This window comes from Enterobacter sp. MGH 4, assembly GCF_000534735.1.
Lineage (GTDB): Bacteria > Pseudomonadota > Gammaproteobacteria > Enterobacterales > Enterobacteriaceae > Enterobacter > Enterobacter intestinihominis.
Window position 1 is genome coordinate 158105 of sequence record NZ_KI973298.1, and the last position, 24008, is coordinate 182112.

Below are 24008 nucleotides of genomic sequence, written 5' to 3' on the forward strand. Positions count from 1 at the left end.
GGCCTGAGCCGGGTTAAAGCCGGGTGGCGGCTTCGCCTTACCCGGCCTACTTTTTACTCCCTCTCCCGTGGGAGAGGGTTGGGGTGAGGGCAACAGGCCGCAGTTATTCAGCCTTCATCCACCCATATCCGCATTTCCCCTTCTCCCCGGTTTGCCCAGCTGAACCATGGAATAAAGGTCAGCGTCTGGGGCTGACGTTCTACCGGCGAGTGGTCGTACTGCCACAGGGCATCAGTGTCCTTCGCCTGACACCCGATCCCTTCCGCCTGTATCAGCATCTTGTGCGCGAAAATGCCTTTGCCTTCAAATACCCGAAACGCGCTGTCTTGCGGCAAAGAAAGGTTATGCAGATTTGCGCCGTTATCGGCTTCTTCCAGGCAGTAAACCAGCGGCCCACGCTGCAATGCGACTTTCCCCGCCTGCTGGCGCACCTGCGGGTTGCCGTACACGCGGCGGACCGGCATCGGTAACGTCAGCGTCAGCGTGTCGCCTTCCTGCCAGCTGCGGTTGAGGTATAAGTATCCACGGGAGACCTCGCCTGTAATGGCTTGACCATTGAGCGAAACAGCCGGTTCCGCACACCAGTCCGGCAGCCTCAGGGCCAGCGTGTGAGTCACCGGAACTGGTGAGGTTATCTCGATTTTCACCTGCTCATGCCACGGATAGTTTCCGCTAATACGCAGCTGGAGGGTGTTTTCCCCCACCGGAATGGCGACATCGTTTCCCACGTACAGGTTGATCAACAGCGCGTCCGGGCGAACGGTATAAATATAGTGTCCCAGCGAGGTCAGCACGCGCGCAATATTCGGCGGGCAACAGGCGCAGCCGAACCAGCGCTGGCGCACCGGTTTAACGTGGTCATAGATATGGTTAAAGGCCAGTGTTTTCGGGTGCACTTCCAGCGGATTCACATAAAAGAAATGCTTACCGTCCAGCGCCATGCCACCCAGCACCGTGTTGTATAGTGCGCGCTCCATCACGTCGGCGTAGTGGCCGTCCGCCTCCATCTCCAGCATCCGGCGGGCAAACATCATCAGGCCGATGGAGGCGCAGCTTTCGGCATAGACCGTATCGTTGGGCAGATCGTAATCGCTGCTGAATGCCTCGCCGCTGCTTTGCGAGCCAATCCCGCCGGTGATGTACAGCTGGCGCTGTGCCATGTTGTTCCACAGCCGCAGGCAATCCTGACGTTTCCCTTCGTCGTTGCTCAGGCGCGCCAGATGCGCCATGCCCGCCATCAGATAGACAAAACGCACGGCGTGGCCGATGGCCGTTTGTTGTTCGGCAAGGGGCTGATGCGCCTGGCTGTAGGCTTTGTCCTTGACCATCCACGCCGGGCCATAGGTGTTCCAGTATGACGTTCTGCCGCGCTTCTCATATTCGATATCGTAGAAGTGAGGCTGTGTGCCGCGTTCCTCAATAAAGTATTTCACCAGATTGAGATAGCGTGGCTCCTGCGTGACGTCGTACAGCCGCATCAGCGCCAGCTCGATTTCCGGGTGGCCCGGATAGCCGTGCAGCTGGTTTTCGCCCGGGCCAAACACGCTGTCGATATGATCCGCCAGCCTGCACACCACGTCCAGCAGGCGGCGCTTTCCGGTTCCCTGGAAATACGCCACGCCCGCTTCAATCATATGTCCGGCGCAGTACAGTTCGTGGCATTCGGCCAGATTGGTCCAGCGCTCGGCCGGTGCTTTCACCGTGAAATAGGTATTGAGATAGCCATCTTCACACTGCGCCGCTGCGACCAGCTCGATCACCTCGTCGGCGGTTTTTTCCAGTTCGGCATCCGGCTTCTGGCACAGCGACCACGCTACGGCTTCGAGCCATTTCGCCACGTCGCTGTCCTGAAAGACCATCCCGTAAAACGCCCCCTGTTCCAGACCGGCCGCGATGCGGAAGTTGGCGATGGCGTGGCTGGGTTCAGCCTCCGCCACGCGATCGTTAAGCGCATCCCACTGGTAGGGGATTACCACATCGCGGACCAGCCGTTGGTACTGACCAAGAAACGGGTCGTTGATTTTCAGCTGATGCAGGTCGGCTTCCATTATGGTCATATCGTTCTCCTCAGGACTGTACATGACGCTGGCGCAAATCGGTTGCAATGCGCGACATCACGGGATTGTTAAGCCTGCACCAGCGGATAGCGACCGCCAGCAGCAGGTGGAAAAGGGCAGGGAGCAGCGTCTCCATGGCGGTGATGCCCTGCAATGAGGCGGGTGTCTGGTTGCCCGCGCCTGGCTGATAGGCCACGGCAATAAACACCAGGCTGATGATCCCGGCGCTGGATGCCCACGCGAGCTTGATGAAAAATAGATTGAAGGCGAAATTCATCCCCGAGGAGCGCACGCCGGTTTTCCATTCGCCGTAGTCATCGGCAAAGGCCATTAGCGAGAAGTGAAGCGGCAGGGTGAAGCCCAGGATCACGCCGTTACTTAAAATCACGATAAGCCAGAGCGTCTGGTGCGCCGGGCCACCTGGCAGGAACCACATTCCCATAGCAAGCGCAGCGAGTACCAGGTTGGTGTAGTAGTAGAGTTTGACGGTATCAATCCGCCGCGACAGCGGGTTGACGATCACCGCGCCCAGAATGGCGGCAAAGGTCACCATGGTGAAAAACAGCGAGGTGTACGCCGTGCTGCCCTGAAGCACGTAGGTGATGAAGTACATGTACCCGCCGCCGCGAATGTTGAAGACGTTGATCAGCAGAAACGACATCACCAGCATCAGCAGCAGCTGATCGTTTTTACGCAGGCCCGCCAGGTGCTCGCGCAGGGTGAATTTCCCCATCAGCGCAAGCGGGACGCGCTCGCGCACCCAGAAGAAGCAGCACAAGAACATCACCACAGCGATGGCGCACAGCACGCCGACGCCCAGCTGATAACCCCGGGCGGTATTGCCCTGTCCCAGCTCTGACACCAGCCACGGCAGGCCAACGGAGACCAGAAAGCCCGCCACGCCGCACAGTACGAAGCGCCAGGACTGGCAGGATATTACCTCGTTGTGGCGGGTGGTCATGGTGTTGATCAGCGCGCAATACGGCACGTTGATGGCGGTATAGCCTACGGACAACAGCAAATAGGTGCCGAACGCCCAGGCGATTTTCACGCCCATGCTGGCGTCCGGGACGGTGAAGGTCAGCACGCCGACGATCCCGATGGGAAGCGCGACCCACAGCTGCCACGGACGAAAACGCCCCCAGCGGCTCTGCGTGCGGTCGGCAATCACGCCCATCACCGGATCGGAAATCGCGTCAAATACCCGAAGAGCAATAAACAGCGTGCCCACCAGCGCGGGCGTCAGGCCAAATACATCGGTATAAAAAAAGGTCAGGAAGTTCATGATCAGGCAGGTAATTACCGTGCCGCCCGCGTCGCCCAGGCCGTAGCCAATTTTCTCGCGGACTGACAGTCGGTCATCGGCTGCCTGTTTTGCAACTTCTGCGTCTGTAATCGGTGTGGAAGTCATGGGGTAACTCCTCGATAAACGATTTATTATCGTATTTGTGCAAGGTACCCCATTTATTCTGCATTCAACGGGCATACCAACAAGGGAAGGGAAAAGTATAAAAAGGTGACGATTCCGACCTGATGGTAAAACTGTGAGTTTGATCGAGCTGTTCTGCTGATATTTATTAATAATCAAACAATAAACGCAATATTAGCCACCATAAAAGCGGGAAATTGAATATCCATGCTTGAATTATCCATAGCACTTCCGATTAAGGTTCAAAATGGCGGGTTATTTATCTCCCGGGGCGTGGGTCGTCATCCCGCACGAAAATTATCTTCGTGGGAGATAATCTTTGTCGAAAAAGGGACATTAACGATCCAGGAGGAAAATACGCTGTTTGAGGTAAACGCCGGCGAGAGTTTATTACTTTGGCCGAAGCGGCGGCATGTCGGCGTGGAAGATTTTCCGGGCGATCTCAAATTTTACTGGCTGCATTTTGAGGTGGATGAAGGCTTGCCTGCGTTGCCAGGTGCGACGCCACTGTCGATTGAGCAACACTGTAGCGTGCGGGATCCGCAATATGTTATTGCGTTATTCCGTCAGTTTTTAAGCGAGCAGGAAAAATTACAGCGTAGCCAGGCGCTGGAGATAATTTTGCTGTTAATTTTGCAGCAGATATCGCTCTCGCCGGGATATGAAGATAAAGCGGATGATGCGGGCGCAGCAATGGCGTGGAAGGCCAAACAGCTTATCCGCACTCACTTTCATTTGCCCATATCCACTTCACAGCTGGCGAAAGAGCTGCACTGCAACGCAGATTACCTGGGGCGAGTATTTCGCCGGACGTTTCATTTAACCCTGACGGAGGCAATACACCGCCAGCGCGTCAGGGCCGCTGAAAAATTGTTGCTGAACGATGCGGCCTCATTAACTGAAGTGGCCACCCGGTGCGGTTTTAATGACGTGGGTTATTTCCGGCAGATATTCTCGAAACATACCGGGTTAACGCCCGCCGTCTGGAAACGGCGGTACTGTAAAGAGCATATTAATTCCGGATGAGCGCATCCTCTTTGACCCATCACACCTTCGCTGCCTCGGACGTTATGTATGATGTGCTCAGAACCGGGTTTTAATGCACGCGAGGCGTAACTGATGAACCGATTTATTCTGACGGATCCTGAAAAATGTATCGGGTGCCGCACCTGTGAGGTGGCGTGCATGATGTCGCATCAAAGCAGCGCCACGCCAGAAGCGTTTACGTCACGGATCCGCGTGGTTAAGGGGGGAACCTTCACCACGGCCGTGGGCTGCCATCAGTGTGAAGATGCGCCCTGCGCGAATGTCTGCCCGACGGGGGCCATTTACCGTGCTGCGGGAGCCTGGCTCGTTGAGCAGGCTCGCTGTATCGGCTGCAAAAGCTGTATGGTGGCGTGCCCGTTCGGGGCAATGCAGGTTCGGGTTGTGGGAGATCGCGTTCAGGCGCTGAAATGTGATTTGTGCATGCATCGCGAGGGCGGTCCCGCCTGCGTCGAAGCCTGTCCCACCCACGCGCTGCGCTGCATAGACCCCGCCAGACTACGCGCGGAACGGCTGCGTAATCTGGCCTGAGGTTTTATTAACCGGCCTCGCGCCAGGCGTTCTCAATCTCTTCGGCGAGAATTTTCACACCCGCTTCGATTTTTTCCGGGTCCGGGACGTAGTTCATGCGCATGCACTGGTGCGTATGCGGCCACGGCTTATCCAGACCCGGGAAGAAGTAATCCCCCGGGACCATCAGCACGCCACGCTTTTTCAGACGCTGATAAAGCAGCTCTGTCGTAATGGGCAGATCCTTAAACCACAGCCACAGGAAAATTGCCCCTTCCGGTTTATGGATCAGGCAGCGTTCCTCCGGTAAGTAGCGGCGAAGGATGGCGATAGTTTCCTGAACGCGCTGAGAGTAAAACGGCTTGATCACCTCATTTGACAGGCGCAGCAGGTCGTTACGCCTGATCATCTCGCACATCATCGCCGGGCCGATGCCGCCAGGGGAAAGGCTGATAATGCCGTTCATGTTGGTAATGGCGGTGATGATTTTCTCGTTAGCAATGATAATGCCGCAGCGGCTGCCCGGCAGGCCCAGCTTGGAGAGGCTCATGCAGAGGATGATGTTCGGGTTCCACAGCGGACGCGCTTCGCTGAAGATGATCCCCGGGAACGGTACTCCATAGGCGTTATCGATCACCAGCGGGATGCCGTGCTGATTCGCCAGCGCATCCAGCTTCATCAGCTCGTCGTCGGTGATCACGTTCCCCGTCGGGTTGGTGGGACGAGATACGCAGATCATGCCCGTCTCTTCACCGATATGCAGATGTTCAAAATCGACGTGATATTTGAACTGGCCCTCTGGCAACAACTCGATATTCGGACGTGCGGAAACAAACAGGTCTTCTTCGAGGCCGGCATCGGCATAGCCGATATACTCCGGTGCCAGCGGGAACAGCACTTTTTTCGTGGTGCCGTCGGCGCGGCGTCCGGCGAACAGATTGAATAAGTAGAAAAACGCGCTCTGACTGCCGTTTGTCAGTGCAATGTTCTGTGGTTCGATATCCCAACCCAGCGCTTCCCGCAGCATTGCCGCCAGAAGCGTCAGTAGTTCTGTTTTACCCTGAGGGCCGTCGTAATTACATAGCGCATCGGTTGCTTTACCGTTTTCCAGCATGTCTGCCAGCAGCGTCTGGAAGTAGGTGTTCATCTCCGGAATTTGAGCCGGGTTTCCGCCGCCAAGCATGATAGCGCCTGGGGTGCGCAGCCCGTCGTTGAGGTCCTCCATCAGGCGGGTAATGCCTGAATGGCGGGTAAATTTGTCGCCGAATTGTGAAAACGTCATAGCAGGTGATCTGTCGGGCTTAATATGAAAGGCAGTAACCATAACGCCAGCACCGTGTTGGTGCAAATCGGCGGATGTGGTCGGATTTGTTGTTTTGTATGGTGGAGAGGGATTATTGCAGTGAATCGTTCTGATGAATGTCCCCTCACCCCGGCCCTCTCCCCAAAGGGGCGAGGGTGAAAGACCGCACCGTGCAATCCCCTTGCCCCTTGGGGAGAGGGTTAGGGTTAGGGTGAGGGGGCTGTTCTACTGATTACCCGCCCACACCACCATCACCTTATCGCCCTTGTGCTCGCGCACAAAGCCGTAGCCTTCTTTCATTGACAGCGTTGTTTGCTTGCCTTCACCCACAGCCGGATGACGGGCGCGGAACTGCCCCAGAAGCTGCCAGTGGGCGACAGTTAACGCCTGTTTACCTGTGACGTCCTGCCAGTTCATATCCGAACGGGTTCCCTGTAGCGGATCGGAGCCTGTCGGGCCAAATGGACGCTCTGATTCATCGCCGTAATAGATCTGCACGCTTCCCGGCGCCAGCAGCAGTAACTCAGCGGCGCGCTGGCCCCCTTCACGGAACAGACGCGTATCGTGGGAGGAGAGATAGCTCAGCACATTAAAACTTTGCAGCTTTTCTGCCATTTGCTGCCAGGTCAAATCCATATCTGCCAGACAGTCCACTGCTTTCGCCGCCTGCTCCTGATAGTCAAAGTTGATCATCGCATCGAAGCCGTGGCGGTAATAATCGCTCTGCATCACGCCGTGGCCCCAGGATTCACCGGTCATCCAGAACGGCGCATCGTCGAGTTTTTTGTCCGGGTTGGCTGCCTTCCACGCGGCCAGCGCCTGGCTGGCCTGGTCTTTCAGTTGCTGCCAGGCTTCATGCTCAACGTGTTTGGCGGTATCGACCCGGAAACCGTCGATGCCGTAGTCACGTACCCACTGGCTAAGCCAGTGGGTCAGGTAATCTCGCGGCGTGAAATTCGTCATCACTTTCGCGTTGGTGTCGGGCTTGTGTTGATAAAAGTTCGGCAAACCTGACGGGGTTTTTGATTCCGTTTTCAGATCCGGCAGGAAGGCCAGGGACATGGTCAAGTCGTCAAAGCCCGGGTTGTCGTAATCACCGATATCGGTACGGATCCATTTTTTACCCCACCATTTTTCCCATGCGGCTTTGTCACTGAAGTTGATGTAATCGTTGAAGCTGTGCCAGCTTTGACCCGCGCCTGGCTTCCAGTCAGTCCAGCGTTCGCCGAGCGTTTTTTTCAGCTCATCTCCCTGTAAATAGAGTGCGCCAAACTGATATTGCTGCATATCTGCAAGCGTCGCATAGCCCGCGTGGTTCATGACAACGTCAAACAGGACGCGGATACCGCGCCTGTGCGCGTCGTCGACAAGCTGGCGTAAATCATCTTCGTTGCCCATGTTGGCGTCGAGTTTCGTCCAGTCCTGGGTGTAATAACCGTGATACGCGTAGTGGGGGAAATCCCCTTTGGTGCCGCCGCCAACCCAGCCGTGGATCTGCTCCAGCGGGGAGCTTATCCAGAGCGCATTCACGCCCAGTTGCTGAAGGTAATCCAGTTTGCTGTTAAGCCCTTTCAGATCGCCGCCGTGGAAAGTACCTATCTCCTGCATACCATCTTTATGGCGGCCATAGCTGTTGTCGTTGGTGGGGTCGCCATTCACGAAGCGATCGGTCAGCACGAAATAGACGGTGGCGTTTTGCCAGCTGAACGGCGCGGGTTTGTCCGTTTCGGCGCGCTCAAGCAGCAGCAGGCCATTGCTGTTGGCGGCTGGCTGAAGAGTCACTTTGCCATTTTGAACGGTCGCGGTCTGTTTGCTGTAAAAATCACGCACCACCGTGCCTTCCGGGAACGTGTTAACGACGTCGATCGTGAGCGGTTTGCCGTCCCACTTCGGGCACTGGCGGGTAACGTTTGCGACAGGCTGTGGCGCCGCACTTTGTACCGTCAGCATCAGCGTCGGCGTTCCAGAGCGCGTATCAATACGCATCTGATAAACGCCGTCACGGAATAATCGCCACTGCGGTGGCGTGCCTTCGCACGGTTTGAGCGACAGCATCTCGTTGAGCTTAATGGCCTTTGTCGGCTGCCAGCACGCGTTGTCAAGACTCAACGTCAGTGGACGGGTACCCTTCGCAAGCGTTGCCTGGCTGGTAAAGACGCCGGTACCTTCAGCGTTGAATGCGTCAAATCCCGGCGATGACCAGTCGGCATGCGCGAATGCGGGTAACATCAGAACAGCTAATGCAGTGCGTTTCATTCCATTTTCCTGTCGCGGCATTTTTGACCAGTGTGCCATTCGGCTCAGGGGAAAAACTCCTCCTCTGAGGCTTTCTGCCAGGAGGACGCGTAGGGATGAGTGATCCCGCGCAAAATTAGGCAGTTATCTGCGATATCGCGCACATTTTTCCAGTGTTGGTGCTTTAATGAGCATGTTCCGGATGACATAGTTTCGGAATTGGACTATTTATAGACGTGCTCTTGAAGACTATTTTTGGTACGATTTGAGATTCCGCTCTCAAATTTTGAAGAAAATAAGGTGTTGGAATGCTTATATCCGACCAGGAGACCTAATGATATCGACTCCCATTCGACGATATGGGGCCGCGATACTCATGTTACTCACCATGGCATTTTCAGGTGAGGTGCTTGCAAAGACGCACACGGATACAACGAGTAAGAAAGCCCACGTAATAAAGACGACAAGCAGTAAGGTTAGCAGTAAACAAGAGTATTCTCGCAATAGTGCAAAGAGTAGTTCACTTCCTGATTTGCGAAAATACCCTTCCGGGACACCAAGGAAAAAAGCGTTTCTCCGGACGGTAATGCCTTACATTAAAAGTCAAAATGCCGCGATTACTGCGGATCGTAACTGGCTGATCGCCAAACAGTACGATAGCCGCTGGTCGCCGTCTGAGCGCACTCGCCTGAAAGACATCGCCAAACGCTATAAAGTGAAGTGGAGCGGGAACACGCGTCGTGTGCCGTGGAACACTCTGTTAGAGCGTGTGGACATTATTCCAGGCAGTATGGTCGCGACAATGGCCGCCGCCGAAAGCGGTTGGGGCACCTCGAAGCTGGCGCGCAACAACAACAATCTGTTTGGCATGAAATGCGCAAAAGGTCGTTGTACTAATGCACCCGGCAAGGTGAAGGGCTATTCACAGTTTGAATCGGTGAAAGATTCCGTGAATGCCTATGTGGTGAATCTGAACACCCACCCGGCCTACTCTTCGTTCCGTAAGTCACGCGCGCAGCTGCGTAAGGCGGATCAGGAAGTGACGGCCACGGCGATGATCCACAAGCTGAAAGGTTATTCCACCCAGGGACAGCGCTACAACAACTACCTGTTCTCCATGTACCAGGATAACCAGCGTCTGATTGCCGCACATATGTAATGAAAAACGCCTTCCACTGGAAGGCGTTCTTTTTTCTAGAGCAGGACTTCACTGTACCGTTCCCGGTACTCCTTCGGCGTGGTGTCATACTCTTTCCTGAACACCGAATAGAAATACTGAAGCGACGGATAGCCGCACATCTGTGAAATCTCGTTGATCGACAGCGAGGTGGAGATCAGCAGACTGCGCGCTTTCTCCAGCTTTTCCGCATGGATCACGGCGTGGATCGTCTCACCGACTTCCTCTTTAAACCGCTTCTCCAGATTCGAACGTGAAATGCCGACCGAATCCAGCACCTGATCGACCTTGATCCCTTTGCAGGCATGATTGCGAATGTAGTGCATCGCCTGAATCACGGCCGGATCGTTTAGGGAGCGGTAGTCTGTTGAGCGACGCTCGACCACGCGAACGGGCGGAACCAGCAGACGCTGGAGCGGCAGGGATTCGTTGTCTAACAGTCGGTGCAGCAGCTTCGCGGCCTGATAGCCCATCTGACGGGTACCCTGCGCCACGGATGAGATCGCCACGCGCGACAGATAGCGTGTAAGCTCTTCGTTATCAATACCAATCACGCACAGCTTTTCAGGCACAGGAATATGCAAATGTTCGCACACCTGTAATACGTGGCGGGCGCGGGCGTCCGTCACGGCGATAATCCCTGTCTGGGGCGGCAGCGTTTGCAGCCAGTCAGCCAGGCGATTCTGTGCGTGCTGCCAGTTTTCTGGCGCGGTTTCCAGCCCCTGATAAACGACGCCGCGATACTTCTCCTGGGCAACCAGCTGGCAGAAGGCATACTCACGCTCCATCGCCCAGCGCTTTCCGCTGGTGGCGGGCAATCCGTAAAACGCAAAACGATGGACGCCTTTCTCCTTTAAATGGAGGAAGGCGGTCTCAACCAGGGCATGGTTATCCGTGGCGATGTAGTGAACGGGGGGGTAATGTTCCGCTGAATGGTAAGAGCCGCCAACGCCCACGATAGGTACGTCGACACCACTCAGCAACTGTTCAATCACGGGGTCGTCAAAGTCAGCGATAACCCCGTCTCCCAGCCAGTCTTTGATGTTCTCCAGACGGGTACGGAAATCTTCTTCGATGAAAATATCCCATTCGGATTGCGACGCCTGCAAATATTCACCAACCCCCTCAACCACCTGACGGTCATAGGCTTTGTTGGCATTGAATAACAACGTAATGCGGTGACGCTTTTCAAACATGGCTCACTTTCCCAAATTAGTCACGATACGGTTCTCAGGCGCGCCGCTTGGTGGCAGAGTCCATCCAGACTGCCAGCAAAAGAATGGCCCCTTTGACGATATACTGCCAAAACGTCGGCACGTCCATCATACTCATCCCGTTATCCAGCGAAGCCATAATAAATGCGCCCATCACCGCCCCCGCCACGCTGCCAATACCTCCGGCGAGGCTGGTCCCGCCAATCACGCAGGCGGCGATGGCGTCCAGCTCGGCAATATTACCGGCAGACGGGGAACCCGCGCCCAGACGCGAGCTAAGGATTAGCCCGGCGATGGCCACCATCAGCCCGTTAATGGCAAAGACGGCGAGTTTGGTGCGCTCGACGTTGATACCAGATAAACGCGCGGCTTCAAGATTGCCGCCGATAGCATAAATACGGCGACCGAATGCGGTACGTGTGGCCATAAACATCCCACCTAACAGCAACAGCGCCAGCAGCAGAACGGGCGTTGGGACACCGCGATAATCGTTTAGCAGCCAGATGGCCCCCAGCACAATCACCGCAGTAAGCGCCTGACGGCCGACAACCGAGGTTGAGGCAGGCGAGGCCAGCCCCAGCGCCTGGCGACGCTTGCGTCCTCGCCATTGCCACGCGACAAACGCCATCAGCCCAACCACACCGATCGTAAAACCGACGCCATCAGAGAGGTAGCTTTGGCCAATCTGGGACATCGAGGCGCTGGTCGGGGAGACGGTAGTGCCGTTGGTGATCCCAATCAGAATACCGCGGAAGGCCAGCATCCCTGCTAAGGTGACAATAAACGACGGGACTTTACGGTAGGCCACCCACCAGCCGTTCCACGCACCCAGCAGCAGACCCAGTACCAGCGTGACCACAATCGTCAGCGGCAACGGCCAGCCGAGCCAGACGTCAAAAATTGCCGCCACGCCGCCGAGCAGACCCATCATCGACCCTACCGACAGGTCAATTTCCGCTGAGATAATCACAAAGACCATCCCCACCGCCAGGATCCCGGTGATGGCGGTCTGACGCAGCAGGTTAGAGACGTTACGTGCGCTCAAATAGGAGCCATCGGTCATCCAGGTAAAGAACAACATGATGACGATAATGGCGGCAATCATTACAAAAACTTGCAGATTCAGCGATTTAAGTCCTGCGAACGCACCGGGCGTCGGAACAGCGACTTTGATATCAGACGGGTTGCTTTTCGACATGGCGTTCGCTCCTTAAGGCAGCTTCCATCACCTGCTCTTGCGTCAGGTTCTGGTTGTTCAGGTTGGCTTTGAGTTTCCCTTCATGCATGACCAGCACGCGGTCGCTCAGCCCCAGCACTTCAGGCAATTCGGACGAGATAACAATGACGGCAATCCCTTGCTGCACAAGCTGGTTGATCAGCTTGTAGATTTCATACTTCGCGCCGATATCGATCCCGCGCGTGGGTTCGTCCAGAATTAAAATGCGCGGATTAAGCAACAGGCAGCGTGCCAGAATCGCTTTCTGCTGGTTGCCGCCGCTCAGGCGACCTATCGCCAGTTCCGGCGAGGAGGTTTTCACCTTGAGCCTGGCAAGTGACTGAAGAATACACTGCTGTTCTGCGGCATCATCCAGGCTGCTCAGCGCGCCGGAAAACTGGCTGAGCGCCGCCAGCGTGATATTTTTTCCCACCGCCATGACCGGCACGATGCCGTCTTTTTTGCGGTCTTCGGGCACCATAGCAATGCCTTTGGCAATGGCCTGCTGGCAGTTGTCGATTTTTACCGGCTGACCGTCGATATAAATTTTGCCTTCCCAGCGCCCCGGCCAGACGCCAAACAGACACTGCACGGCCTCGGTTCTTCCGGCACCCACTAAACCCGCAATACCGAGAATTTCGCCGCGGTGCAGCGAGAAGGAGAGGTTATCCACGCGCTTGATGTGGCGGTTAACGGGATGCCACGCCGTCAGGTTTTCCACGCGCAGGAGTTCTTCGCCTATGGTGTGTGGTTCGTTGGGATACAGTGCGGTGAGCTCGCGACCCACCATCATGGTGATGATGTCATCTTCGCTCATGCCTTCTGCTTCACGCGTGCCAATGTGCTGCCCGTCGCGGATGACGCAGATGGTGTCGGAAATAGCTTTCACCTCATTGAGCTTGTGCGAAATATAGATGCAGGCGATACCGTGGTTTTGCAGGTCCTGGATGATATGGAGCAGAACGGCGGTTTCCTGTTCGGTGAGCGAGGCGGTTGGCTCGTCGAGGATCAGCAGGCGTACCTGTTTATTTAGCGCCTTGGCGATCTCCACCAGTTGCTGCTGGCCCAAACCTAAGTCGCCCACGCGCGTATCCGGTGAGATAGCGAGACTCACCTGGGCCAGCAGTTTTTCGCAGCGCAGCGTCATGGTGTCGTAATCCAGTACGCCGTGGCGCGAGAGTTCGGCCCCAAGAAAGATATTTTCCAGCACGGTAAGGTGCTTCACCAGTGCCAGCTCCTGGTGAATGATAGCGATGCCTTTACGTTCGGTATCACGAATGTGCGTGGCCTGAAGCACCTCACCGGCAAAGACGATTTCGCCCTCGTAGCTGCCGTGCGGATAGATCCCGCACAACACCTTCATCAGCGTGGATTTCCCCGAGCCGTTTTCGCCGCACAGCGACATCACTTCGCCGGGGTTCAGCCGCAGGCTTACGTTGTCGACCGCTTTCACCGCCCCGAAGGCTTTGGTGATGCTTTTCATTTCAAGTAAATAAGACATAACTGCTCCGCATAGCCCGACAGATGAACAGGGCAGGTCGATGCGCCCCCGCCGGGCAGGGGCTGCGCTGGATTACAGTTCACTCTTCTTATGGAAACCGTCTTTCACCACCGTGGCGTCAATATTCTCTTTGTTGACTTCGATAGGGGTAAGCAGGCGAGCTGGCACGTCTTTCAGGCCGTTATTTAACGTCGCGTCTGCTTTAGGTTGCTGGCCATTTCCCAGCTCAACGGCAATTTCGGCGGCCGTATTGGCAAGCTCGGTAATGGGCTTATAGACCGTCATAGTCTGGGTACCCGCGATAATGCGTTTTACACCCGCAAGGTCGGCGTCCTGTCCGGAAATAGCGACTTTCCCGGCCAGACCCTGCGCGCTCAGCGCCTGAATGGCGCCCCCCGCAGTGGCGTCGTTAGAGGCCACCACTGCATCGATTTTGTTGTTATTTGCGGTCAACGCGTTTTCCATAATTTTCAGCGCGTTTTCCGGTAACCAGCCGTCAGCCCACTGATCGCCGACGACTTTAATTTTGCCCTCGTCGATATACGGCTTCAGCACTTTCATTTGTCCCTGACGGAACAGTTTGGCGTTGTTATCCACAGGCGAGCCGCCCATAAGGAAATAATTCCCTTGAGGCACTTTTGCGATCAAGCTTTTAGCCTGTAATTCACCCACCTTTTCATTGTCGAACGAAATATAATAATCAATATCCGCATTATTAATCATGCGGTCATAAGCCAGGACTTTTATGCCTTCCTGTTTTGCTTCTTTCACCACGTTGCTTAATACCTGGCCGTTATACGGGATAATGACCAGCACATCGACGCCACGGTTGATCATATTCTCAATTTGCGACATTTGCGTCTCTTCGTTGCCGTTAGCGGACTGAACGAACACCTCCGCGCCGAGAGATTCCGCTTTTTTAACAAAGATATCGCGATCTTTTTGCCAGCGCTCCAGGCGTAAGTCATCAATCGCCATGCCGATTTTGACCTCTTTGGCGTGGCCGGCAAAGCTTGCAAGCAGGAGAGTAGTGCAGAGCGTTAGGGTCAGGTTCTTTATCTTCATAATTATTAGGCCTTTTTGTAGGGGTATGTGTAGCTGAGATAAAAGAAACATTCACTGCTGAGACGCAGCAAATTTTTAACGTGGAAAGGCCTGCTGGCAATTACAGATTTTTATCTTCTCATTACGATATTTGGTTTATTTCTGAATTTATGACCGCGATCGGATTTTAAAAAGCGTAACCTATTAATTACATTTGATTCTGGAATGCGCGCCGAAAAATAGTTTGTCTGCACATTATTTTGCGAGCCAGCGCACAATTGCGCATTCTCTCAATAGCAGTGTGAAATAACGTAATTGAGCAACTTCCAATGTCTATTCACTATTACTCCAGAAGCAAGACCACGCCGCATACCCTGATTATGGAGCTCAATATGCAAGCTTATTTCGACCAACTCGATCGCGTTCGTTTCGAAGGCACGAAAACGACCAATCCTTTAGCATTTCGTCACTACAACCCGGATGAGCTGGTGCTGGGTAAGCGCATGGAAGATCACTTGCGCTTTGCCGCCTGCTACTGGCACACCTTCTGCTGGAACGGTGCCGATATGTTCGGCGTGGGCTCTTTTGACCGTCCATGGCAACAGCCGGGCGAGGCCATTGAGCTGGCGAAGCGTAAAGCCGACGTCGCGTTCGAGTTCTTCCATAAGCTGAACGTACCGTACTACTGTTTCCACGATGTTGACGTGTCGCCGGAAGGGGCGTCGCTGAAAGAGTATCTGAACAATTTTGCGCAGATGGTCGACGTGCTGGCTGAAAAACAGCAGCAAAGCGGCGTGAAGCTGCTCTGGGGTACGGCTAACTGCTTTACCAACCCTCGCTATGGCGCGGGCGCGGCAACCAACCCGGACCCGGAAGTCTTCAGCTGGGCGGCAACCCAGGTCGTGACTGCGATGAACGCCACGCATCAGCTGGGCGGTGAGAACTATGTGCTCTGGGGCGGTCGTGAAGGCTATGAAACGCTGCTGAATACTGACCTGCGCCAGGAGCGTGAGCAGATTGGCCGCTTTATGCAGATGGTGGTGGACCACAAGCACAAAATCGGCTTCCGCGGTACGCTGCTGATTGAGCCAAAACCACAGGAGCCAACCAAGCATCAGTACGACTACGATGTCGCCACCGTGTATGGCTTCCTGAAGCAGTTTGGTCTGGAAAAAGAGATCAAAGTGAACATTGAGGCTAACCACGCCACGCTGGCGGGCCACTCGTTCCATCACGAAATCGCCTCTGCGATTGCGCTGGGCATCTTCGGATCGGTGGATGCGAACCGCGGCGATCCGCAGCTGGGCTGGGATACCGACCAGTTCCCGAACAGCGTCGAAGAGAATGCGCTGGTGATGTACGAAATCATCAAAGCGGGCGGTTTCACCACCGGCGGCCTGAACTTCGACGCCAAAGTGCGTCGCCAGAGCACCGATAAATACGATCTGTTCTACGGGCATATTGGCGCGATGGACACCATGGCGCTGGCGCTGAAGGTGGCGGCCCGTATGATTGAAGACGGTGAGCTGGATAAGCGCGTGGCGAAGCGCTACAGCGGCTGGAACAGTGAGCTGGGCCAGCAAATTTTGAAAGGTCAGTTATCGCTTGCGGAGATCGCGAAGTACGCTGAACAGCATCAGTTGGCACCGCAGCATCAGAGCGGCCATCAGGAACTGCTGGAAAACCTGGTCAATCACTACCTGTTCGATAAATAACAGCATTCATGCCCGGTAAGCGCAGCGCCACCGGGCATTTCTGTCAAAGGAGTCACCACATGTATATCGGGATCGATCTTGGCACGTCGGGGGTGAAAGCCATCCTGTTAAGCGAGCAGGGCGATGTGTTAGCCACGCAGACTGAAAAGTTGCAGGTTTCACGCCCGCAGCCACTTTGGTCGGAACAAGATCCGGAGCAGTGGTGGCAGGCGACGGACCGCGCGATGAAAGCCTTAGGTGAGCAGCACAGCCTGCGCGACGTGAAAGCGCTGGGCATTGCCGGGCAAATGCATGGCGCCACGCTGCTGGATAGCCAGCATCGCGTTCTGCGCCCGGCTATTCTCTGGAACGATGGCCGCTGTGCGGAAGAGTGCGCGATCCTTGAGGAGCGTGTGCCTGCGTCCCGCGAGATTACGGGCAACCTGATGATGCCCGGTTTTACCGCGCCAAAACTCCTGTGGGTGCAGCGCCATGAGCCTGAGATTTTTCGTCAGGTGGCGAAGGTTCTGTTGCCGAAAGACTACCTGCGTTTTCGCATGACGGGGGATTTTGCCAGCGACATGTCTGACGCCGCGGGCACGATGTGGCTCGACGTGGCGAAACGGGACTGGAGCGAAGTGATGCTGGATGCCTGCCAGCTGACGCGCGATCATATGCCTGCGCTGTTTGAAGGCAGTGATATCACGGGCGCTTTGCAGCCTTCTGTTGCTGAACGCTGGAATATGCCAGCCGTACCTGTCGTTGCCGGCGGTGGCGATAATGCGGCGGGTGCGGTCGGCGTGGGGATGGTGGAGACAGGACAGGCCATGCTCTCGCTCGGCACTTCCGGCGTCTATTTTGCCGTCAGTGACGGCTATCGTAGTAACCCTGAAAGCGCCGTACACAGCTTCTGCCACGCGTTGCCGGGTAAATGGCATTTGATGTCGGTGATGCTGAGCGCGGCTTCCTGCCTCGACTGGGCGGCAAAGCTGACCGGAATGGCGGACGTCCCGGCGCTTATCGCAGCGGCACAGCAGGCGGATGATACTGCCGGTGCGGTCTGGTTTTTACCGTACCTTTCCGGCGAGCGGACGCCGCATAACAACCCGGAAGCGAAAGGGGTCTTCTTCGGCCTTACCCATCAGCACGGCCCGGCAGAGCTGGCACGCGCGGTGCTTGAAGGGGTCGGCTATGCGCTGGCGGACGGCATGGATGTCGTGCATGACTGTGGCCTGACGCCATCCAGCATTACGTTAATTGGCGGCGGGGCACGAAGCAGCTACTGGCGGCAGATGCTTTCCGATATCAGCGGGTTGCAGCTGGACTATCGTACTGGGGGAGATGTTGGTCCGGCGCTCGGTGCGGCACGGCTGGCGCAAATTGCGCTGAACCGGGATAAACCACTGCCCCAGCTTTTGCCCCAGCTGCCGCTTGAACAGCAGCATCGTCCTGATGCGAAAAATCATGCTCGCTACGCTGAAAGACGAGACGTTTTCCGCAAAATCTATCAGCAGCTTTTACCGCTAATGTCATAAACAGGAGCCGGGTGGCGCTAACGTTTACCCGGCCTGCCAGCCTTTAACCGGGTTAGCTCACAAACCTGCGTGTATCGATGCGTTGCAGCAGCATTGAGAGCAGCAGGCTGACAACCAGCGTAACGGTAAATATCCAGACAATATCCAGCACCGGCCAGCTTTTAAGCTCAACGCCGCGGGTGCGCAGGGCGTGGATCACCAGCGCGTGAAAACCGTAAATGCCCAGCGAGTGGCGAGAGATGAACCCCAGCACCGGAAGCGGGCGGGCATTCAGGGTGTTTTTAAACAGGGTCAGCAGCGAAACCGCGCAGATAAAGACCATCGGCCCGCAGTAGAGATACCAGGTATCGGCAAAGTTTCCGCGCCATTGCAGCTCGTGCAGCGTCCCTCGAGAGATAATAAACACACCGGCGATAAATGCTGCCGCGCAAAGCCAGTTTATTCCTCTCTTTTGCGTCTCCATCATGCCGATGGCGCGCCCCAGCATGCCGTACAGCACGTAATAAAACGTATCACCGTTGATATAGAGGTTAACGGGCAGCCATTCAAAGCCATCAATTTTCTGAGAGACGGTATTCGGGTTTGCCACGATCCCGATTATTACCATCAAGGCCAGCAGCATTTTACCGCTAACGTTTTTTACCTGAATTAACGGCGAAACCAGATAGATAACCATTATCGCGAAGAAAAACCACAGATGATAGAACACCGGTTTTTGCAACAAATTGAGCAGGGAACGTTCAGCATTAATTGAAGTGAACAGGATGATATAGAGCAGCGAAATGGCGCTGTAAAACAGCAAACAGGAGACAATACGGATGAAATGTCTCGGCTGCGCGCTACGCTCGCCAAAAAAGAGAAAACCGGAAATCATAAAGAACAGCGGGACGCTCACGCGTGAGGCTGAGTTCAGAATATTGGCGACATCCCAGTTAACAGGGCTGATACTGTGCGCGTTCGTGACATACCAGGTCGTAGTGTGGATCATCACCACCATCAGACAGGCTATTCCCCGCAGGTTATCAATCCAGTTAATTTTTGACTGCATCAGTTCCTCTGTATTCCTGATAAAGAAAGTGTGACTGCGATTGCGTAAAACTTTTCCCTTGGAAAATTCTGAGTTTAGCCAGGCTGTCTTGTCGGGAGCTGGCGAGATTCGCAGAATGTTGAACATTAATCTATAAACGTGTTGCTACTAAAAATAACAGCCACTGACCAGGGCGGTAATAAAAATGATGATGAAGCGTGGGGCGTCACTCTTTCTGCTGCTTTTATTAGCAGGGTGCAGTGCTTCTCAGGAGGCTCCAGTCCAAAAAGCGCAGCAGGGGAAAATGAGCCCGGAGCGTTCCCTGAATATGGAACAGCTGTGCAGGGATCAGGCGGCTCACCGCTATAATTCCGAAGCACAGAAAATTCATATTAACGGCTTCGAGCGCTTTCAGGGCAGCTATGAACTGAAAGGCTATACGGCGCGTAAAGAGGGCTTTGTCTGCTCTTTTGATGCAGACGGCCAGTTTTTACATCTCTCAATGCGCTAAATTGCTCGTATAAGCAGCAACCAGAGCCTTCGCAGGTTCTGGCTGTAGGGCTTATTCCCCAATTTTCCCTAAACAACCCCGTTTCGTACTGTATATCTTGCAGCCAGCGGGTATACTGATCCCTTCCATTTAAAACCACACGTATCCAGCACGAAATACTATGCAAAAGTTTGATACCAAGACCTTCCAGGGCCTGATCCTGACCTTACAGGATTACTGGGCTCGTCAGGGCTGCACCATTGTTCAACCTTTGGACATGGAAGTTGGCGCAGGCACCTCACACCCGATGACCAGCCTGCGCGCGTTAGGGCCAGAGCCGATGGCGACCGCCTATGTTCAGCCATCCCGTCGTCCGACCGATGGCCGTTACGGCGAAAACCCGAACCGTTTGCAGCACTACTATCAGTTCCAGGTGGTGATTAAGCCATCACCCGACAACATTCAGGAACTGTACCTCGGGTCACTGAAAGAGCTGGGTATGGATCCGACCATTCACGACATTCGTTTCGTGGAAGATAACTGGGAAAACCCAACGCTGGGTGCCTGGGGTCTGGGTTGGGAAGTGTGGCTGAACGGCATGGAAGTGACCCAGTTCACCTACTTCCAGCAGGTTGGCGGTCTGGAATGTAAACCGATCACCGGCGAAATCACCTATGGTCTGGAACGTCTGGCCATGTACATTCAGGGCGTAGACAGCGTTTACGACCTGGTCTGGAGCGACGGCCCGCTGGGTAAAACCACCTACGGCGACGTGTTCCATCAGAACGAAGTGGAGCAATCCACCTATAACTTCGAATACGCGGACGTGGACTTCCTGTTCACCTGCTTCGAGCAGTACGAGAAAGAAGCCCAGCAGCTGCTGGCGCTGGAGACTCCGCTGCCTCTGCCTGCCTACGAGCGTATTCTGAAGGCTGCCCACAGCTTCAACCTGCTGGATGCCCGCAAAGCGATCTCCGTGACTGAACGTCAGCGCTACATTCTGCGTATTCGTACCCTGACCAAAGCCGTTGCTGAAGCTTACTACGCGTCCCGTGAAGCCCTTGGCTTCCCGATGTGCAACCGAAACAAATAAGAGGCGGCCATGTCTGAGAAAACTTTCCTGGTGGAAATCGGCACTGAAGAGCTGCCACCAAAAGCCCTGCGCAGCCTGGCTGAATCTTTCGCTGCGAACGTCACTGCTGAGCTGGATAACGCTGGCCTGGCGCACGGTAAAATTGAGTGGTTTGCTGCACCGCGTCGTCTGGCGCTGAAAGTGGCAAATCTGGCGGCGTCTCAGCCGGATCGCGAAGTTGAAAAACGTGGCCCGGCCATTGCCCAGGCGTTCGACGCGGAAGGCAAGCCGAGCAAAGCGGCTGAAGGCTGGGCGCGCGGCTGCGGTATCACCGTCGATCAGGCCGAACGTCTGACCACCGACAAAGGTGAATGGCTGCTGTATCGTGCCCATGTGAAAGGCGAAAGCGCGGAAGCGCTGCTGCCAGATATGATTGCGACCTCGCTGGCTAAGCTGCCGATTCCTAAGCTGATGCGCTGGGGCGCGTCTGACGTTCACTTTGTGCGTCCGGTTCACACCGTGACCCTGCTGCTGGGCGATACCGTTATTCCGGCGACCATTCTGGGCGTGGCGTCCGATCGCGTGATCCGCGGCCACCGCTTTATGGGCGAGCCGGAGTTCACCATCGACAATGCTGATCAGTACCCGCAGATCCTGCTGGAGCGCGGTAAGGTCATTGCTGACTACGAACAGCGTAAAGCCAAAATCAAAGCTGACGCCGAAGAAGCGGCGCGCAAAATTGGCGGTAATGCCGATCTGAGCGATAGCCTTCTGGAAGAAGTGACCTCTCTGGTCGAATGGCCGGTTGTGCTGACCGCGAAATTCGAAGAGAAATTCCTGGCCGTTCCGGCTGAAGCGCTGGTGTACACCATGAAGGGTGACCAAAAGTACTTCCCGGTTTACGCCAACGACGGCCAGCTGCTGCCAAACTTCATCTTCGTCGCGAACATCGAATCGAAAGATCCGAGCCAGATTATCTCCGGTAACGAGAAAGTGGTGCGTCCACGTCTGGCAGACGCCGAGTTCTTCTTCAACACCGACCGTAAAAAACGTCTGGAAGATAACCTGCCGCGTCTGCAAACCGTACTGTTCCAGCAGCAGCTGGGTACGCTGCGCGACAAGACTGACCGTATCGCGGAGCTGTCCGGCTGGATTGCCCGTGAAATTGGCGCCGACGTTAACCACGCTACCCGCGCGGGCCTGCTCTCCAAGTGCGACCTGATGACCAACATGGTGTTCGAATTTACCGACACCCAGGGCGTGATGGGCATGCACTACGCGCGTCATGACGGCGAAGCGGAAGACGTGGCTGTGGCCCTGAACGAGCAGTATCAGCCGCGCTTTGCCGGTGACGATCTGCCGTCTAACCCGGTTGCCTGCGCCGTGGCGATTGCCGATAAGATGGACACCCTGGCGGGTATCTTCGGTATCGGTCAGCATCCGAAAGGCGACAAAGACCCGTTTGCGCTGCGTCGTGCTGCGCTGGGCGTGCTGCGCATCATCGTAGAGAAGAACCTCAATCTCGATCTGCAAACGCTGACCGAAGAAGCGGTCCGTCTGTACGGCGATAAGCTGACCAACGCGAAGGTTGTGGATGATGTTATCGACTTTATGCTCGGTCGTTTCCGTGCGTGGTATCAGGACGAAGGTTACTCCGTTGATACCATTCAGGCGGTGCTGGCGCGTCGTCCGACCCGTCCGGCAGATTTCGATGCGCGTATGAAGGCGGTATCCCACTTCCGTACGCTGGAAGCGGCGTCTGCGCTGGCCGCGGCCAACAAGCGTGTATCCAACATCCTCGCGAAATCCGACGAGACGCTGAACGAACGCGTAAACGCTGCAACCCTGAAAGAGCCGGAAGAGATTTCTCTGGCGATGCAGGTTGTGGTGCTGCGCGACAAGCTGGAGCCGTATTTCGCGGAAGGTCGCTACCAGGAAGCACTGGTGGAGCTGGCGGAGCTACGTGACGTCATCGATGCCTTCTTCGAGAAGGTGATGGTGAACGTGGAAGATAAAGAGCTGCGTATTAACCGTCTCTCTATGCTTGAGAAACTGCGTGAGCTGTTCCTGCGCGTGGCGGATATTTCGCTGCTGCAATAATGTAAAAAACCCGCCCCTGACAGGCGGGAAGAACGGCAACTAAACTGTCTCTCTTCGCCAATGGCGCCATAACTGCGTTGGCTGCGCTCGTTCACCCGAATCACTTACTAATGTAAGCTCATCGGGATTCGCTCGCTTGCCGCCTTGTTCTGACGTCATTGGCTTTAAGATACTTTTCCTTATTTACATTTACACTCTCTCAAACACCGTCGCGATCCCCTGACCCAAGCCGATACACATCGTCGCCAGTCCGAACTGGGCATCTTTGCGTTCCATCAGGTTGATCAGCGTGGTGCTGATACGCGCCCCGGAGCAGCCCAGCGGGTGACCGAGGGCGATCGCGCCGCCATTGAGGTTAATCTTCTCGTCGATCTGATCCATCAGCCCCAGATCTTTAATGCACGGCAGGATCTGCGCGGCGAACGCTTCGTTCATCTCAAAGAGGTCGATATCACTTGCGCTCAGCCCCGCTTTTTTCAGCGCCAGTTTTGACGCCGGGACCGGACCGTAACCCATGATGGAAGGATCGCAGCCCACGACTGCCATCGAACGCACGCGGGCGCGTGGCGTCAGGCCTAATTCGCGGGCGCGGCTTTCGCTCATCACTAACATGGCGGCGGCACCGTCGGACAGGGCAGACGAGGTGCCCGCCGTGACCGTACCGGTGACCGGATCAAACGCCGGACGCAGGGTAGAAAGCGCTTCAACAGTGGTTTCAGGACGGATAACTTCGTCGTAGCTGAACTGCTTCAGTACGCCGTCTGCGTCGTGACCGCCCGTTGGGATGATCTCATTCTTAAAGGCACCAGACTGCGTGGCGGCCCAGGCGCGGGCATGCGAGCGCGCGGCAAAGGCATCCTGCATTTCACGGCTGATGCCGTGCAGACGGGAGAGCATCTCGGCGGTCAGGCCCATCATACCGGCGGCTTTCGCCACGTTACGGCTCATGCCTGGATGGAAATCGACCCCGTGGCTCATCGGCACGTGGCCCATGTGCTCCACGCCGCCCACCAGACAGGCCTGCGCATCGCCGGTCATGATCATCCGTGCCGCGTCGTGCAGCGCCTGCATCGACGAACCGCAAAGACGGTTGACGGTGACCGCCGGAACCGAATGCGGGATCTCCGCCAGCAGAGACGCGTTACGGGCGATGTTGAAACCCTGCTCCAGCGTCTGCTGGACGCAGCCCCAGTAAATATCGTCCAGCGCAGCAGGGTCCAGCGCCGGGTTACGCGCCAGCAGGCTACGCATCAGGTGCGCCGAGAGATCTTCCGCACGCACGTTACGGAATGCACCGCCTTTTGAACGGCCCATCGGGGTGCGAATTGCATCAACAATGACAACCTTTTCCATTGTGACT

Annotated in this window: 18 protein-coding genes; 8 read left to right on the top strand and 10 right to left on the bottom strand. The window is 55.6% G+C overall.

Translation table 11 applies throughout. The annotated features are described in order from the left end of the window. Positions 1-107: 107 nt before the first annotated feature. The gene (locus tag L350_RS01010; protein ID WP_032626985.1) at positions 108-2057 is read right to left on the bottom strand and encodes a glycoside hydrolase family 127 protein; all 1950 of its coding nucleotides are present in this window, start codon (positions 2055-2057) and stop codon (positions 108-110) included. 10 nt (positions 2058-2067) lie between these two features. Next, on the bottom strand, positions 2068-3468 hold the full coding sequence (locus L350_RS01005; RefSeq protein WP_022649754.1) for an MFS transporter: 1401 nt from the start codon (positions 3466-3468) through the stop codon (positions 2068-2070). Positions 3469-3693: 225 nt separating this feature from the next. Between L350_RS01005 and L350_RS01000 the strand changes: the two genes are divergently transcribed. Together L350_RS01000 and L350_RS00995 are read left to right on the top strand one after the other, a co-directional pair. Next, positions 3694-4512, top strand: a complete 819-nt coding sequence (locus L350_RS01000) for an AraC family transcriptional regulator (protein WP_022649753.1) — start codon at positions 3694-3696, stop codon at positions 4510-4512. A gap of 93 nt (positions 4513-4605) precedes the next feature. After that, positions 4606-5061 (top strand): 4Fe-4S dicluster domain-containing protein, encoded by a 456-nt coding sequence (locus L350_RS00995; protein WP_032626987.1) that lies wholly within the window; start codon positions 4606-4608, stop codon positions 5059-5061. 7 nt (positions 5062-5068) lie between these two features. Here L350_RS00995 and avtA read toward each other — a convergent pair whose 3' ends face one another. Next, positions 5069-6322 carry a valine--pyruvate transaminase gene (gene avtA, locus L350_RS00990; RefSeq protein WP_023298856.1) on the bottom strand — a complete coding sequence of 418 codons (1254 nt, stop codon included), beginning with the start codon at positions 6320-6322 and terminating at the stop codon, positions 5069-5071. 246 nt (positions 6323-6568) lie between these two features. After that, positions 6569-8599, bottom strand: coding sequence for an alpha-amylase (locus L350_RS00985; RefSeq protein ID WP_032626989.1), 2031 nt, complete (start codon positions 8597-8599; stop codon positions 6569-6571). A 313-nt stretch (positions 8600-8912) separates the two neighbouring features. Between L350_RS00985 and L350_RS0122745 the strand changes: the two genes are divergently transcribed. Beyond that, on the top strand, positions 8913-9737 hold the full coding sequence (locus L350_RS0122745; RefSeq protein ID WP_022649749.1) for a protein bax: 825 nt from the start codon (positions 8913-8915) through the stop codon (positions 9735-9737). 35 nt (positions 9738-9772) lie between these two features. Here the strand turns inward: L350_RS0122745 and xylR are convergent, their stop codons facing one another. The 4 genes from xylR to xylF all read right to left on the bottom strand — a co-directional run bounded on the left by xylR (position 9773) and on the right by xylF (position 14751). Then, entirely contained in the window at positions 9773-10951 is a 1179-nt protein-coding gene (xylR, locus tag L350_RS00980; RefSeq protein ID WP_032626991.1) for a D-xylose utilization transcriptional activator XylR, read from the bottom strand. Between the two features lie 34 nt (positions 10952-10985). Then, on the bottom strand, positions 10986-12167 hold the full coding sequence (gene xylH, locus L350_RS00975; RefSeq protein WP_032626993.1) for a xylose ABC transporter permease XylH: 1182 nt from the start codon (positions 12165-12167) through the stop codon (positions 10986-10988). Beyond that, the gene (locus L350_RS00970) at positions 12145-13686 is read right to left on the bottom strand and encodes a xylose ABC transporter ATP-binding protein (protein ID WP_032626995.1); all 1542 of its coding nucleotides are present in this window, start codon (positions 13684-13686) and stop codon (positions 12145-12147) included. Before L350_RS00970 ends, xylH begins: the two co-directional genes overlap by 23 nt. A gap of 72 nt (positions 13687-13758) precedes the next feature. Next, positions 13759-14751 (bottom strand): D-xylose ABC transporter substrate-binding protein, encoded by a 993-nt coding sequence (gene xylF / locus L350_RS00965; RefSeq protein ID WP_022649746.1) that lies wholly within the window; start codon positions 14749-14751, stop codon positions 13759-13761. 371 nt (positions 14752-15122) lie between these two features. On the opposite strand from xylF, the gene xylA reads away from it, so the two are divergent. After that, positions 15123-16445 carry a xylose isomerase gene (gene xylA, locus L350_RS00960; RefSeq protein ID WP_026080557.1) on the top strand — a complete coding sequence of 441 codons (1323 nt, stop codon included), beginning with the start codon at positions 15123-15125 and terminating at the stop codon, positions 16443-16445. A 59-nt stretch (positions 16446-16504) separates the two neighbouring features. Then, positions 16505-17959, top strand: coding sequence for a xylulokinase (xylB, locus tag L350_RS00955; protein ID WP_032626997.1), 1455 nt, complete (start codon positions 16505-16507; stop codon positions 17957-17959). Positions 17960-18011: 52 nt separating this feature from the next. Here the strand turns inward: xylB and L350_RS00950 are convergent, their stop codons facing one another. Beyond that, a complete protein-coding gene (locus tag L350_RS00950) occupies positions 18012-19007 on the bottom strand; it encodes an acyltransferase (protein WP_022649743.1) in 996 nt (331 codons plus the stop codon). Positions 19008-19191: 184 nt separating this feature from the next. Here L350_RS00950 and L350_RS00945 point away from each other — a divergent pair, with 184 nt between their 5' ends. The 3 genes from L350_RS00945 to glyS all read left to right on the top strand — a co-directional run bounded on the left by L350_RS00945 (position 19192) and on the right by glyS (position 22648). Then, a complete protein-coding gene (locus L350_RS00945) occupies positions 19192-19497 on the top strand; it encodes a YsaB family lipoprotein (protein ID WP_022649742.1) in 306 nt (101 codons plus the stop codon). A 160-nt stretch (positions 19498-19657) separates the two neighbouring features. Next, positions 19658-20569: a glycine--tRNA ligase subunit alpha gene (gene glyQ, locus L350_RS00940; RefSeq protein ID WP_003860141.1), complete on the top strand. Its 912-nt coding sequence runs from the start codon at positions 19658-19660 to the stop codon at positions 20567-20569. A 9-nt stretch (positions 20570-20578) separates the two neighbouring features. Next, positions 20579-22648, top strand: coding sequence for a glycine--tRNA ligase subunit beta (gene glyS, locus L350_RS00935; RefSeq protein ID WP_022649741.1), 2070 nt, complete (start codon positions 20579-20581; stop codon positions 22646-22648). Between the two features lie 189 nt (positions 22649-22837). On the opposite strand, the gene fadA is transcribed toward glyS, so the two are convergent. After that, entirely contained in the window at positions 22838-24001 is a 1164-nt protein-coding gene (gene fadA / locus L350_RS00930) for an acetyl-CoA C-acyltransferase FadA (RefSeq protein WP_000416981.1), read from the bottom strand. Positions 24002-24008 lie beyond the last annotated feature (7 nt).